The following is a 14,646-nucleotide window of genomic DNA, read 5'->3' on the forward strand; positions in this document are numbered from 1 at the left end:
TCATTGCGCCGATTTTTGCAACAGTGCGTAAAAAAAGCCGTCGTGGTCACCGGTCAGATTGTCCGGGACAGCCCCGACCTTGTCCGCGTTGCCGGGAATTAAATGCCCCGGCGACGGCAGCATTTGCGCATCGGTGTTGTGTGCAAGAAACGTTTGCACCTGGGCATCACCCTCTGCCCGGAAGACGGAACAAGTGCAATACAGCAGGCGCCCGCCGGGACGCAACAGCGGCCACAGGGCATTGAGCAGGGCCGCCTGCAGGGTTGCCAGCTGGGCAATGTCGGATTCACGGCGCAGCCAGCGCACGTCTGGATGGCGACGCACAATGCCGGACGCGGTGCACGGTGCGTCGAGCAGGATGGCGTCGAACGGGACGCCGCCGCACTGCGACTGCCACCAGTCTTGCGGGCGGGCAGCATCGGCCACCAAGACCTGGGCCATCAGCCCCAGGCGCTGCAGGGTTTCACCAATGCGGACGCTGCGTGTGGCATCGATCTCCAGCGCCGTGACCTGCAAGGGAGACTGCGGACCCGCCATCTCCAGCAAGTGCGCCGTCTTGCCGCCGGGGGCGGCGCAGGCGTCGAGCACGCGCAAGGGCTGACTCAGATCCAGCCCTTGCAGCAGCAAAGGAGCCGCCTGCTGGGCGGCGGCGTCCTGCACGGACACCCAGCCCTCCGCAAAGTGTGGCAGCGACTGAACGGGCACCGCCTGACGCAGCGCGACGCCATGCTGGCCCACCGCAATCGCTCCTAAACCAATAGCATCCAAGGCATGTAAATACTGCGCTACCGTGCATTTTTGTTCGTTGACCCGCAACACCATGGGTGCGTGGGCATTGTTGGCCTGCAGGATCTGCTCCCAGTGCTGGGGGTGGTCCTTGCGCAGGCGCTGCACCCACCACGCCGGATGGTTCCAGCGCGCCACGGGATCGTTGTCGGTGGCGGCCACCAGGGTGTCGCGCTCGCGCAGAAAACGGCGCAGGCAGCCGTTGATGAACGAGGCCTGCGCGCGGGTGGCCGGGTGGTGCTTGGCCGCCTCCACCGCCTGGTTCACCAGGGTGAAGGGTTCATAGGGCGAGGCCTGCGGGTCCCAGCACAGCGCCAGTGCGCTGCACAGCAGCGCATCGGCGGCGGGTGCGGGGGCACGGGCGGCCAGCTGTCGGCGCAGGGCCTCGGCCCGCCCGGCCTGGCGCAATACCTGGAACAACAGGGCCTGCGCGCCAGGGCGCAGCGCGATCTCTATGGCGGCCAGCGCTGCCGTGCCGGACTGCCCACCGCGGATCGCCTGTAAGGCGCCAGCCACCGCTGTCAGCAACCGCCACAGAGGAACCGTCGGGGCACTCGACGAAGTCGCCCTATTGGGTGAGACCGCAGCAGAACCCGCCTGCGGAGGCTGCTGGCCGGAGCCTGCGCGCACGGGACGCGGCGCATTGCCACCGGTGCGGCGGGGACGGTGGTGGGGAGGTAGAGTCATCGTGATCCTGAAAACGGGTTACAGGGCACGTGCCGCCTTGAACCCGAACACCCAGGCCAGCAGGCTGGCCGGAAACTGGGCAATGGCACTGTTGTACTGCACCACGGCCTCATTGAACACGCGAATCGCTTGCTCGTTCTGCACGGCGTGTTCGTCCCAGCGCACCTGCCACACCGACAGGACCACGGGCGCAGACCCTGGGGTCACCGTAGCGGTATCTGCAGCCGAGGCCAATGCTGTTGGCTGTGCAGGGTCGGCCAGCAACTTCTGCAAGGCGGTGGCCCAGGTTGCTCGCAGCACTTCGCGGGCGGCAGTCAATGCAGCCACCGCGTCACTCTGCAGCGGGCGGGCACGTGCCACGGCTAGCGAGGCACTCAATTGCGTCACGGCACCCTGCAGCGCAGCCAACTCTTGCGCACCTGCATCGGCCAGCAAGCTGCCGCGCTGTACGGTCTGCGCCGCACCGAACTCGCCAAGCAAGGCCACCAGCCGCACCATGTGTGCGTCAAAACTGCCGAACGACTGAACGACGGCTGAGCGCAGGCGCATCAGACGGTTGTAGGCCCCCAGGGCCCAGAACAGAAAGACGGCAAAAGCAATCCAGAAGAGGGGCGACGACCACAGCATGCACAGTTGCCGGAGCGGATGCTGCTGCACCCGTCGCGGCCCGAAAAACAGAAAGTTGAAACAAACGACGGGCGGTGAAAAGACACACGTCCATCAAAAACGCCCCCGGCCTGCCTGGGACAGGACGGGGGCGCTGTGGCGACCGCAGCAGGGCCTGAGGGAGGCCTTGCTGTTTTCTATCAGTCTGCCGCTGCGTCGGTGGCAGTGACGCTGCCACTGTCCACATCCGAGGCGTCCGACTGGGCTGCCATTTCGGCGGCTTCGGCTTCGGCAATGGCGCGGCGCTCGGCGTCGTCCATGGCGTCCTTGGCCTTGCGTGCCTGGTGGTAGGCCAGACCCGTACCGGCAGGGATCAGGCGACCCACGATCACGTTTTCCTTCAGGCCACGCAACTCGTCGCGCTTGCCCATGATGGCAGCCTCGGTAAGCACACGGGTCGTTTCCTGGAAGGAAGCGGCCGAGATGAACGAGTCGGTGGACAGAGATGCCTTCGTGATACCCAGCAACAGGTTGCTGTAGGTCGCAGGGATCTTGCCCTCGGCCTGCAGTGCCTCGTTGGTGTTGAGGATCTCGGAGCGCTCGACCTGCTCGCCGGCAATGTAGTTCGACTCGCCGACGTTCTCGACCACGACGCGGCGCAGCATCTGACGAACGATCACCTCGATGTGCTTGTCGTTGATCTTCACGCCCTGCAAGCGGTACACGTCCTGCACTTCATCGACGATGTAGCGCGAGAGTTCTTCGATACCCAGCAAACGCAGAATGTCTTGTGGGTCGGCCGGGCCGTCCACAATCGATTCGCCCTTGTTCACCACCTGGCCTTCGTGCACCAGGATGTTCTTTTCCTTGGGCACGAGCTCTTCGAACACGCGACCTTCAGGGTCAGTGATCTGCAGGCGAACCTTGCCCTTGGTTTCCTTGCCGAACGACACGGTACCGGTCATTTCGGCCAGGGTGCCCTTGTCCTTCGGTGTACGGGCTTCGAACAGCTCGGCCACGCGGGGCAGACCGCCGGTAATGTCGCGGGTCTTCTGGCCTTCGACCGGAATACGCGCCAGCACTTCGCCGGGGCCCACGTCCTGGCCATCGCGCACCTGGATCAGAGCACCGACCTGGAAGCCGATGGTCACCGAGTGGTCGGTACCTGGGATCTTCACTTCGTTGCCCTGGGCGTCGATCAGCTTCACCTGCGGACGCACCACCTTGGCGGCACCACGGCGCTTCGGATCGATCACCACCAGCGTGGACAGACCGGTCACTTCATCGACCTGCTTGGCCACCGTCAGGCCTTCTTCGACGTTCTCGAACTTGGTCTGGCCGGCGAACTCGGTGATGATGGGTCGCGTCAGCGGATCCCAGTTGGCCAGGATCGTACCGGCCTTGATCTGCTGGTCGGCCTTCACCGTCAGCGTCGCACCGTAAGGCACCTTGTGGCGCTCACGCTCGCGGCCATGCTCGTCCTGGATGATGATTTCACCCGAACGTGCAATCACCACCAGCTCGCCCTTGGTGTTACTCACGTAGCGCATCGTGGCGTTGAAGCCGATCACGCCGTTGGACTTGGCTTCCACGCTCGACGCGATGGCTGCACGCGAAGCGGCACCGCCGATGTGGAACGTACGCATGGTCAGCTGCGTGCCGGGCTCGCCGATGGACTGGGCAGCGATCACACCCACGGCTTCGCCGAGGTTGATCAGGCCACCGCGGCCCAGGTCGCGGCCGTAGCACTTGGCGCACAGGCCGTAGCGGGTTTCGCAGGTCAGGGCCGTGCGCACCTTCACTTCGTCCACGCCAGCGGCTTCGAGCTCTTCGATCAGGTCTTCGTCCAGCATCACACCAGCTTCGACCAGCACCGCACGGTTCTCGGGGTGCAGCACGTCCTCAGCCGCAGTGCGGCCCAGGATACGCTCGCGCAGCGATTCGATCACTTCACCGCCTTCGACGATGGCGCGCATCAGCGAACCATTGGCCGTGCCGCAATCCTCTTCGGTCACAACCAGGTCTTGCGTCACGTCCACCAGACGGCGGGTGAGGTAACCGGAGTTCGCCGTCTTCAGCGCCGTGTCGGCCAGCCCCTTACGGGCACCGTGGGTGGAGATGAAGTACTCCAGCACGTTCAGACCTTCGCGGAAGTTCGCGGTAATGGGCGTCTCGATGATCGAGCCGTCTGGCTTGGCCATCAGACCCCGCATACCAGCCACCTGACGGATCTGGGCAGCAGAGCCGCGGGCACCGGAGTCGGCCATCATGTAAATGGAGTTGAAAGACTCCTGGTCCACTTCCTTGCCGTGGCGGTCGGTGACCTTTTGCTTGGACAGCTGGGCCATCATCACCTTGGACACTTCGTCGCCGGCCTTGCCCCAGATATCCACCACCTTGTTGTAGCGCTCGCCAGACGTCACCAGACCGGACACGTACTGCTGTTCGATCTCTTTGACTTCCTTCTCGGAGCGCTCAATGATGCCGGCCTTCTGCGGAGGCACCAGCATGTCGTCGATGGCAATGGAGATACCGGCGCGCGTAGCCAGGCGGAAACCGTTTTGCAGCAGTTTGTCTGCAAACACCACGGTTTCCTTCAGGCCGCACTTGCGGAAGCTCACGTTGATGAGCTTGGAGATTTCCTTCTTCTTCAGCGCCTTGTTCATGTTGCTGAACGGCAGACCCTTGGGCAGGATCTCGGACAGCAGTGCACGGCCTGCGGTGGTTTCCACCAGCGAGGTCGAGGGCACAAACTCGCCCGTGGCCTTGTCCTTGGTCCACTCGGTCATGCGCACCGTGATCTTGGCAGCCAGTTCGACCTGGCCAGCGTCCAGGGCACGCTGCACTTCGCCAGTGTCAGCGAACACCAGGCCTTCGCCCTTGCCGTTGATACGGTCACGGGTGGCGTAGTACAGACCCAGCACCACGTCCTGAGAAGGCACGATGGAGGGTTCGCCCGAGGCGGGGAACAGCACGTTGTTGGAGGCCAGCATCAGCGTGCGGGCTTCCATTTGTGCTTCCACCGACAGCGGGACGTGCACAGCCATCTGGTCACCGTCGAAGTCGGCGTTGAAGGCCGCGCAGACGAGGGGGTGCAGCTGGATGGCCTTGCCTTCGATCAGGATGGGTTCAAAGGCCTGGATGCCCAAACGGTGCAGCGTAGGTGCACGGTTCAGCATCACGGGGTGCTCCTTGATGACCTCTTCCAGGATGTCCCACACCACGGGGGTGCCGGATTCGACTTCCTTCTTGGCGGCCTTGATCGTCGTCGCGATGCCCATGGCTTCGAGGCGCGAGAAGATGAAAGGCTTGAACAGCTCCAGCGCCATCAGCTTGGGCAGACCGCACTGGTGCAACTTGAGCGTTGGGCCCACGGTGATCACGGAACGACCGGAGTAGTCCACGCGCTTGCCCAGCAAGTTCTGGCGGAAACGGCCGGACTTGCCCTTGATCATGTCGGCGAGCGACTTCAGCGCGCGCTTGTTGGCGCCCGTCATGGCCTTGCCACGGCGGCCGTTGTCCAGCAGCGAGTCGACGGCTTCCTGCAGCATCCGCTTTTCGTTGCGGGCGATGATTTCAGGGGCCTTCAGCTCCAGCAGGCGGCGCAGACGCGAGTTGCGGTTGATGACGCGGCGGTACAGATCGTTCAGGTCGGAGGTCGCGAAGCGGCCGCCGTCCAGCGGCACCAGCGGACGCAGGTCCGGTGGCAGCACGGGCAGCACTTCGAGCACCATCCATTCGGGCTTGATGCCCGACTTCTTGAAGGCTTCGAGCACCTTCAGGCGCTTGGCGTTCTTCTTGACCTTGACTTCGGAGCCGGTCAGGTCACCGCGCAGGCGTTCGATCGACAGGTCGATATCGATGGATTCCAGCAGGTCCTTGATGCCTTCGGCGCCCATCTTGGCGATGAACTCGTCGCCGTATTCCTTGCGCTTGGCGTCGTAGTCGTCCTCGGACATGATGCTGAACTTCTTCAGCGGGGTCATGCCGGGGTCGGTCACCACGTAGGCTTCAAAGTACAGCACGCGTTCGATGTCGCGCAGCGTCATGTCGAGCACCAGGCCCAGACGCGAAGGCAGCGACTTCAGGAACCAGATGTGAGCGCAAGGCGCGGCCAGATCAATGTGGCCCATGCGCTCGCGACGCACCTTGGTCTGCGTGACTTCAACGCCGCACTTCTCGCAGATCACACCGCGGTGCTTGAGGCGCTTGTACTTGCCGCACAGGCATTCGTAGTCCTTGATAGGACCAAAAATCTTGGCACAGAACAGACCGTCACGCTCGGGCTTGAATGTGCGGTAGTTGATGGTTTCGGGCTTCTTCACTTCGCCGAAAGACCACGAACGGATCTTTTCGGGCGAAGCCATGCCGATGCGGATGGCATCGAAATGCTCGTCCGGCGTGAATTGCTTGAACAGGTCGAGTAGCGATTTCATAGTGACTCTTTCCTTTTCTGCTTAGGAGCGTTCCAGCTCGATGTCCAGGCCCAGCGAACGGATTTCCTTGACCAGCACGTTGAACGATTCCGGCATGCCGGCTTCGATGGCGTGTTCGCCCTTGACGATGGACTCGTACACCTTGGTACGGCCCACGACGTCGTCGGACTTCACGGTCAGCATTTCCTGCAGCACGTAGGCGGCGCCGTAAGCTTCCAGCGCCCACACTTCCATTTCCCCGAAACGCTGGCCACCGAACTGCGCCTTACCACCCAGCGGCTGCTGCGTGACGAGCGAGTAAGGACCGGTCGAGCGGGCGTGCATCTTGTCGTCCACCAAGTGGTGCAGCTTCAGGTAGTGCATGTAGCCGATGGTGGTCGGGCGCTCAAAGCGCTCGCCCGTGCGGCCATCAAACAGATAAGCCTGTGTGCGGGTCGGTGTCAGGCCCTTGCGCTCAGCAATATCGTCCGGGTAGGCGATCTTGAGCATGTCCTTGATTTCTTCTTCCGAAGCACCATCGAACACGGGGGTAGCGTAAGGCACACCGCTCGTCAGGTTTTCCGCCATGGCCATCAGGTCGTCGTCGCTCAGTTGCGACAGGTCTTCCTTGCGGCCGCGCGAGTTGTACACCTCTTCGAGGAAGGTGCGCAGCTCGGACGCCTTGGCCTGCTCCTGGAGCATGTTGCCAATGCGCTGACCAATGCCCTTGCCGGCCCAGCCCAGATGGACTTCGAGCACCTGACCAATGTTCATCCGCGAGGGCACGCCCAGCGGGTTCAGAACGATGTCGGCAGGCGTGCCGTCGGCCATGTAGGGCATGTCTTCGACCGGAACGATCTTGGACACCACACCCTTGTTACCGTGGCGGCCAGCCATTTTGTCGCCAGGCTGCAGACGGCGCTTGACGGCAAGGTACACCTTGACCATCTTGAGCACGCCAGCAGGCAGCTCGTCGCCTTGCGTGAGCTTCTTGCGCTTTTCTTCAAAGGCCAGGTCGAAGCTGTGGCGAGTTTGCTCCAGCGCGTTCTTGATGGATTCGAGCTGGGTGGCGACTTCGTCTTCCGCAGGGCGGATGTCGAACCAGTGGAACTTCTCGACGGAAGCCAGATAGGCCTTGTCGATCTTCGTGCCCTTGGCGAGCTTCTGTGGGCCGCCGTTGGCCACGCGGCCGGTCAGCAGCTTCTCGATACGATCAAAGGCGTCGGCCTCCACGATGCGCAGCTGATCGTTCAGGTCCAGACGGAAGCGCTTGAGTTCATCGTCGATGATCTGCTGGGCACGCTTGTCGCGCTGGATGCCTTCACGTGTGAACACCTGCACGTCGATCACGGTGCCGGACGAACCCTGGTCCACGCGCAGCGACGTGTCCTTCACGTCGGAAGCCTTCTCGCCGAAGATGGCGCGCAGCAGCTTCTCTTCAGGCGTGAGGGTGGTTTCGCCCTTGGGCGTGACCTTGCCGACCAGCGTGTCGCCGGGTTGCACTTCGGCGCCCACGTAGATGATGCCGGACTCGTCCAGACGGTTCAGTTGCTGTTCCGACAGGTTCGGAATGTCGCGTGTGATTTCTTCTGCACCCAGCTTCGTGTCGCGAGCCATGACCACCAGCTCTTCGATGTGGATCGAGGTGTAGCGGTCTTCGGACACCACGCGTTCGGAGATCAGGATCGAGTCTTCGAAGTTGTAGCCGTTCCAGGGCATGAACGCGATCAGCATGTTCTGGCCGATGGCGATTTCGCCAAAGTCCGTCGATGCACCGTCGGCCACGACGTCACCCTTGACCAGCTTGTCACCCTTCTTGACGATAGGACGCTGGTGGATGTTGGTGTTCTGGTTGGAACGCTGGTACTTGATGAGGTTGTAGATGTCCACACCCACTTCACCGGCCACGGCTTCGTCGTCATTCACGCGGACCACGATACGGGTGGCATCCACGTAATCCACGATACCACCACGTGTAGCGGTCACCACGGTGCCCGAGTCCACAGCGGCCACGCGTTCAATGCCCGTACCAACCAGGGGCTTTTCAGGACGCAGCACAGGCACGGCCTGGCGCGACATGTTGGCGCCCATCAACGCGCGGTTCGCGTCATCGTGCTCCAGGAATGGCACCAGCGAGGCTGCCACCGACACGATCTGCGCTGGCGACACGTCCATGTACTGCACGCGATCTGCGCCGCACAGAATCGACTCACCCTTTTCACGGGCTGAGACCAGTTCGCCCGTCAGACGACCGTCCTTGTCGAGCTGCGCATTGGCCTGCGCAATCACGTATTTGCCTTCTTCGATCGCCGACAGATAGTCGATGTCGTTGGTCACCTTGCCGTCCACCACACGACGGTACGGGGTCTCAATGAAACCGTACTCGTTCAGGCGGGCGTACAGAGCCAGCGAGTTGATCAGACCAATGTTGGGACCTTCAGGCGTTTCGATAGGGCAGACGCGACCGTAGTGGGTCACGTGCACGTCACGCACTTCGAAGCCTGCACGTTCACGGGTCAGACCGCCTGGGCCGAGGGCAGATACACGGCGCTTATGCGTGATTTCAGCCAGCGGGTTGGTCTGGTCCATGAACTGCGACAGCTGCGAGGCACCGAAGAATTCCTTCAGGGCGGCCGAGATCGGCTTGCTGTTGATCAGGTCGTGGGGCATCAGCGGCTCTTGCTCGGCCTGGCCCAGACGCTCCTTCACGGCCTTTTCGATACGTGCCAGGCCCGTGCGGTACTGGTTTTCGGCCAGTTCGCCCACGCAACGCACGCGGCGGTTGCCCAAGTGATCGATGTCATCGACTTCGCCGTTGCCGTTGCGCAGATCCACCAGGATCTTGACCACGGCCAAGATGTCTTCGTTGGACAGCACCATGGGGCCGGTGGATTCGTCGCGGCCAATCTTGGCGTTGAACTTCATGCGACCCACGCGCGACAGGTCGTACGTGTCGGGGTTGTAGAACAGGCGCTGGAATAGGGCCTGCACGGCGTCTTCTGTCGGCGGCTCGCCGGGGCGCATCATGCGGTAGATGGCCACGCGGGCAGCGAACTCGTCCACCGTTTCATCGATGCGCAGGGTCTGCGAGATGTAGGCGCCTTGGTCCAGTTCGTTCGTGTAGATGACCTGCAGGTCTTGCACGCCGGCAGTACGCAGCTTCTTGAGCAGCGCTTCAGTCAGTTCTTCATTGGCCTTGGCGATGATTTCGCCCGTGTCGGCGTCCACAATGTTGCGAGCGACCACACGGCCAATCAGGAAGTCTTCTGGCACGCTGATGTGCGTGGTGCCAGACTGCTCCAGTTCGCGGGTGTGACGGGCCGTGACGCGCTTGTCCTTGGCCACAACCACCTTGCCCGACTTGTCGGTGATGTCGAAACGTGCCACTTCGCCACGCAGGCGCTCGGAGACAAACTCCATCTGCGCACCGCTGTCCATCAGACGGAAGTTGTCGTTGACGAAGAAGTTCGCCAGGATGGACTCGGGGTTCAGGCCGATGGCCTTGAGCAGAATCGTGACCGGCATCTTGCGGCGACGGTCCACGCGGAAGTACAGGATGTCCTTGGGGTCGAACTCGAAGTCGAGCCAGGAGCCGCGGTACGGGATGATCCGAGCCGAGAACAGCAGCTTGCCCGAGCTGTGGGTCTTGCCCTTGTCATGCTCGAAAAACACGCCTGGCGAACGGTGCAGTTGCGACACGATCACGCGCTCCGTGCCGTTGATGATGAACGAGCCCTTGTCGGTCATCAGGGGCACTTCACCCATGTAGACCTCTTGCTCCTTCACCTCCTTGACCACCTTGGACTGCGACGTCGAGGACTCGCGGTCATAGATGATCAGTTGCACCTTGGCGCGCACGGCCGAGGCGAACGTCAGACCACGGGTCTGGCACTCACGCACATCGAAGGCAGGCTTTGCCAGGTTGTACTCAATGAACTTCATCTCCACAAAACCGTTGTGGGAGACGATGGGGAAGGCAGCGTCGAATGCAGCCTGAAGGCCTTCGATGGTTCTTTTCTGGGGTGCTGTATCTGCCTGCAGGAAAGCGGTGTATGCGTCCTTCTGCATCTGCAGCAGATAAGGAACTTCGAGCACGCTATCGCGGGTGCCGAAACTTTTGCGAATTCGCTTGCGTTCGGTGTAGGAATAGGCCATGAGATCTCCGGGCAAAGACATGAGTCCTGGGTCTTCGACGACTGACCCGCAAGGAGCGTGGTCCTTACGGGCTTGGCGGTTGGCCACTACCAACCATGGCGGACGGTGATGCGTTGCACATCACCCGAACCAAGGCGTCTTCTGCTGTCGGGGTTGTCAGAAGACACTCGAAAGCCTCGTTGCAGACGGGGCTTACGGGTGCTCTCTGAAAGCACCAAAGGCTGGAGGCCCTTTGAGGAGCACTCCAGCCCTTGAGCAAGACCGAATTACTTGAGTTCGGCCTTGGCGCCGGCTTCCACCAGCTTCTTGACGGCTGCTTCGGCGTCGGCCTTGGCAATGCCTTCCTTGACGTTCTTGGGAGCGCCGTCCACCAGGTCCTTGGCTTCCTTGAGGCCCAGGCCGGTGATTTCGCGCACTGCCTTGATGACGGACACCTTGTTGGCGCCGGCTTCGGTCAGCACCACGTTGAATTCCGTCTTTTCTTCAGCAGCAGCGGCGCCAGCGCCACCACCAGCGGCAGCAGGAGCAGCCATAGCTGCAGCGCTCACGCCAAACTTCTCTTCAATGGCCTTCACCAGGTCATTGAGTTCCAGAACCGTCATGCTGTCCAGCGCGGTCAAAAATGCGTCTTTATCGAATGCCATTTTGATTTCCTAACAATTGTGTTGGTTGACTGCCCAGCTATCAAGCTGCTGCAGGTTCGGCGGCCGGTGCGGCTGCGCCTTCGCCTTTTTTCGCCGCCAGTGCGCCCAGCACAACGGCTGTACGCGACATGGGGGACATAAGCAAGCCACAAATCTGAGCCAGCAGAACTTCCTTGGAAGGAATGTTGGCCAGTTGCTTCACGCCGTTGACGTCCAGGGCTTTACCACCGAAAGCGCCACCGCGAATCACCAACTTGTCGTTGGTCTTCGCAAAGTTAGCCACCACTTTCGCGGCAGCCACGGCGTCTTCGGAGAAGCCATAGATCAGGGGACCGGTCATCTGGTCTGCCACCACGTCAAACTGGCTGCCTGCCACAGCACGGCGGGCCAGAGTGTTCTTCAGAACACTCAGGCTCACACCCTTGCTGCGAGCATCAACGCGCAGTTTGGTCATGTCGGCGACCGTGATGCCACGGTATTCCGCGATCACAAGCGTTTGAGCTTTAGCGGCGAGGCTGGTCACTTCACTGATGACCGCTTCTTTCTCACTGCGATTAAGACTCAAGGTCTACTCCTTAAATTGCGCACTCAGGCTTGCACCCTCCTGCGCGCTCTTGTTGCAGCGACCAACTGTTTCGGAACGAATTCCATCTGCAGCGGGATCGCCATCTGCGTTGGCCCCGCAAGGGGATTAAGTGCGGCGAGCCACACACCAACGGTCTTGGATGGCCTGCAGGCAGGTATTGCACCACCCACAGCCCACCACATCAGGCCCTTTGAAAAAGGCCCGAAGATTTCAATCGCAATTATGCTGCGATGGATTGCGTATCCACGCGGACGCCAACGCCCATCGTGGAGGACACAGCGACCTTGCGCAGGTACAGACCCTTGCTCGAAGCTGGCTTGGCCTTGTTCAGTGCATCGATCAGCGCAGCCAGGTTGCCTTGCAGCTTTTCGTTGTCGAACGAACGGCGGCCAATGGTGCTGTGCACGATACCGGCCTTGTCTACGCGGAATTGCACCTGACCAGCCTTGGCGTTCTTCACAGCCGTGGCAACGTCAGGAGTCACGGTGCCAACCTTGGGGTTAGGCATCAGACCACGAGGGCCCAGAATCTGGCCCAGCGTACCCACAACGCGCATAGCGTCGGGGGCAGCAATCACCACGTCGAAAGGCATGTCACCAGCCTTGACCATGGCAGCCAGGTCGTCCATGCCAACGATGTCAGCACCCGCAGCCTTGGCTTCTTCCGCTTTGGCGCCTTGTGCAAACACAGCGACACGGGTCGTCTTGCCAGTGCCATTGGGCAGCACCACGGCGCCACGCACCACTTGGTCCGACTTCTTGGCATCGATGCCCAGTTGCACTGCCACGTCGATGGATTCATCGAACTTGGCCGTTGCAGCTTCTTTCACGAGCGCCACTGCGTCTGCAAAAGCGTACAGCTTGGTGCTGTCAACCTTGCCCTGCAGGGCCTTTTGCTTTTTCGTCAACTTGGCCATTTACAAACCCTCCACCGTCACGCCCATCGAGCGTGCGGAACCAGCCAGCGTACGGACAGCAGCGTCAACGTTAGCGGCGTTCATGTCCTTCATCTTGGTCTTGGCGATCTCTTCGAGCTGTTCGCGCGTGATCTTGCCAACCTTAGTCTTCAGGGCATTGGAAGAACCCTTTTCGAGCTTGATGGCCTTCTTGATCAGAGTCGTCGCAGGCGGCGTCTTGATGATGAAGGTAAAGCTCTTGTCTGCGAACGCCGTGATGACCACGGGCAGTGGCAGACCTGGCTCCACACCTTGGGTCTGCGCATTGAATGCCTTGCAGAACTCCATGATGTTGAGGCCACGTTGACCCAGTGCTGGGCCGATCGGTGGGGATGGATTGGCCTTACCAGCTGGAACTTGCAGCTTGATAAAACCGACGATTTTTTTCGCCATGCTTTACTCCTGACGGGTCATAACGCTTGTGTTGCACCATGCAACCACCAGCTCCCCGGGTTAACGACTCACCGTGACGACGTCCGCACCGAGCCGAAAAGTGCGGCGTCCAAAATCATTGCCCTGGCTGCCGAGGCAGTCAGACTTGTGATCGACAGATTTATGTCTTTTCGACCTGCCCGAACTCCAACTCCACAGGGGTCGAGCGACCGAAAATCATCACAGAGACGCGCACGCGACTCTTTTCGTAATTGACTTCCTCGACAGAGCCGTTGAAGTCAGTGAAAGGACCTTCCTTGACGCGCACCAACTCGCCCACCATGAACTCGATCTTGTGGCGTGGTTTGTCGGTGCCTTCCTGCATCTGGCTGACGATCTTTTGCACTTCGTCTTCCGAGATGGGGGCAGGCCTGTTCTTGGCGCCGCCCACGAAACCCGTGACCTTGTTGGTGTGCTTCACCAAGTGCCAGGTGTCGTCATCCATCACCATCTCAACGAACACATAGCCAGGGAACAAGCGACGCTCCGTCGTCTTGCGCTGGCCGTTCTTCATTTCCACGACTTCTTCGGTCGGCACCAAGATCCGACCAAATTTGTCTTGCATGCCAGAGCGGCCGATGCGCTCCTGAATGTTGCGTTCGACCGCTTTTTCCATGCCCGAATAGGCATGGACGATGTACCAGCGCAGGTCTGGATTGGCCGAGGCAGAAGCGCCTGCAGGAGCTTGTGCTCCCGTGATTTCCGCAGCGGTCGTCATGACTTTCTCCAACCCAAAATCAAGTCGTACAAGACCCACTCTAGAGTCTTGTCCGTGAACCACAGAAAAAGCGCCATGATGACCACGAAGGCGAACACATAGGCCGTCATCTGCAAGGTTTCCTTGCGCGTGGGCCAGACCACCTTCTTCACTTCGCGCCATGCGTCTTTGGCAAACGCGACGAATTGACGCCCCGATTCCGACACCAAAAACACCGCCGTAGCCGCAACCAGCCCGACGATCAATGCCGCCCACTGCACGACGGCGCCTTGCTTGCTCAACAAATAAAAGCCCGCAACGGAGGCAATGACCAACGCCACTACCGCTGCGAGCTTGGCCTTGTCTGCGCCTGTATTGACAGTTTCAACCTGTGAAGTGGCCATCTTTGAGTATTTCCTGCTTCCTATTCACGGCATCACTTAAGACACCGAAGCCCGCCAGGGTCTGGCGGGCTTGTTGGGGGCCACATTCAAGTGGCAGGGGCAGTAGGAATCGAACCTACAACCTTCGGTTTTGGAGACCGACGCTCTGCCAATTGAGCTATACCCCTGTATACCTTGCTTGATTAAGCAATGATCTTGGCCACGACGCCAGCGCCCACGGTACGGCCGCCTTCGCGGATAGCGAAGCGCAGACCTTCTTCCATGGCGATGGGGTTGATC

Annotated in this window: 10 protein-coding genes, 1 tRNA gene and 1 pseudogene; all 12 read right to left on the minus strand. The window is 60.9% G+C overall.

Annotated elements, in window-relative coordinates:
- The gene (gene rsmB, locus ASD75_RS11815) at window positions 1-1,473 is read right to left on the minus strand and encodes a 16S rRNA (cytosine(967)-C(5))-methyltransferase RsmB (protein ID WP_235511606.1); all 1,473 of its coding nucleotides are present in this window, start codon (window positions 1,471-1,473) and stop codon (window positions 1-3) included.
- A gap of 18 nt (window positions 1,474-1,491) precedes the next feature.
- Window positions 1,492-2,100 carry a LemA family protein gene (locus ASD75_RS11820; protein WP_056745837.1) on the minus strand — a complete coding sequence of 203 codons (609 nt, stop codon included), beginning with the start codon at window positions 2,098-2,100 and terminating at the stop codon, window positions 1,492-1,494.
- Between the two features lie 179 nt (window positions 2,101-2,279).
- Window positions 2,280-6,515, minus strand: coding sequence for a DNA-directed RNA polymerase subunit beta' (rpoC, locus tag ASD75_RS11825; RefSeq protein WP_056745839.1), 4,236 nt, complete (start codon window positions 6,513-6,515; stop codon window positions 2,280-2,282).
- Between the two features lie 21 nt (window positions 6,516-6,536).
- Window positions 6,537-10,649 carry a DNA-directed RNA polymerase subunit beta gene (gene rpoB / locus ASD75_RS11830; protein ID WP_056745841.1) on the minus strand — a complete coding sequence of 1,371 codons (4,113 nt, stop codon included), beginning with the start codon at window positions 10,647-10,649 and terminating at the stop codon, window positions 6,537-6,539.
- A gap of 266 nt (window positions 10,650-10,915) precedes the next feature.
- Window positions 10,916-11,293 carry a 50S ribosomal protein L7/L12 gene (rplL, locus tag ASD75_RS11835; protein ID WP_008907085.1) on the minus strand — a complete coding sequence of 126 codons (378 nt, stop codon included), beginning with the start codon at window positions 11,291-11,293 and terminating at the stop codon, window positions 10,916-10,918.
- Between the two features lie 40 nt (window positions 11,294-11,333).
- Window positions 11,334-11,858, minus strand: a complete 525-nt coding sequence (gene rplJ, locus ASD75_RS11840; protein ID WP_056745843.1) for a 50S ribosomal protein L10 — start codon at window positions 11,856-11,858, stop codon at window positions 11,334-11,336.
- 241 nt (window positions 11,859-12,099) lie between these two features.
- On the minus strand, window positions 12,100-12,795 hold the full coding sequence (gene rplA / locus ASD75_RS11845) for a 50S ribosomal protein L1 (protein ID WP_056059944.1): 696 nt from the start codon (window positions 12,793-12,795) through the stop codon (window positions 12,100-12,102).
- On the minus strand, window positions 12,796-13,227 hold the full coding sequence (rplK, locus tag ASD75_RS11850; RefSeq protein WP_008907082.1) for a 50S ribosomal protein L11: 432 nt from the start codon (window positions 13,225-13,227) through the stop codon (window positions 12,796-12,798).
- Window positions 13,228-13,387: 160 nt separating this feature from the next.
- Window positions 13,388-13,984: a transcription termination/antitermination protein NusG gene (nusG, locus tag ASD75_RS11855; protein WP_015012231.1), complete on the minus strand. Its 597-nt coding sequence runs from the start codon at window positions 13,982-13,984 to the stop codon at window positions 13,388-13,390.
- Window positions 13,981-14,367: a preprotein translocase subunit SecE gene (gene secE / locus ASD75_RS11860; protein ID WP_056745845.1), complete on the minus strand. Its 387-nt coding sequence runs from the start codon at window positions 14,365-14,367 to the stop codon at window positions 13,981-13,983. The genes nusG and secE overlap by 4 nt, the downstream gene beginning before the upstream one ends.
- Window positions 14,368-14,458: 91 nt before the next feature.
- Window positions 14,459-14,534, minus strand: a tRNA-Trp gene (locus tag ASD75_RS11865).
- Window positions 14,535-14,549: 15 nt separating this feature from the next.
- Window positions 14,550-14,646: pseudogene (locus ASD75_RS23340) on the minus strand (elongation factor Tu); the annotation flags it as partial.

It is taken from the genome of Acidovorax sp. Root568 (genome assembly GCF_001427445.1).
GTDB classification, from domain to species: Bacteria; Pseudomonadota; Gammaproteobacteria; order Burkholderiales; family Burkholderiaceae_C; genus Acidovorax; species Acidovorax delafieldii.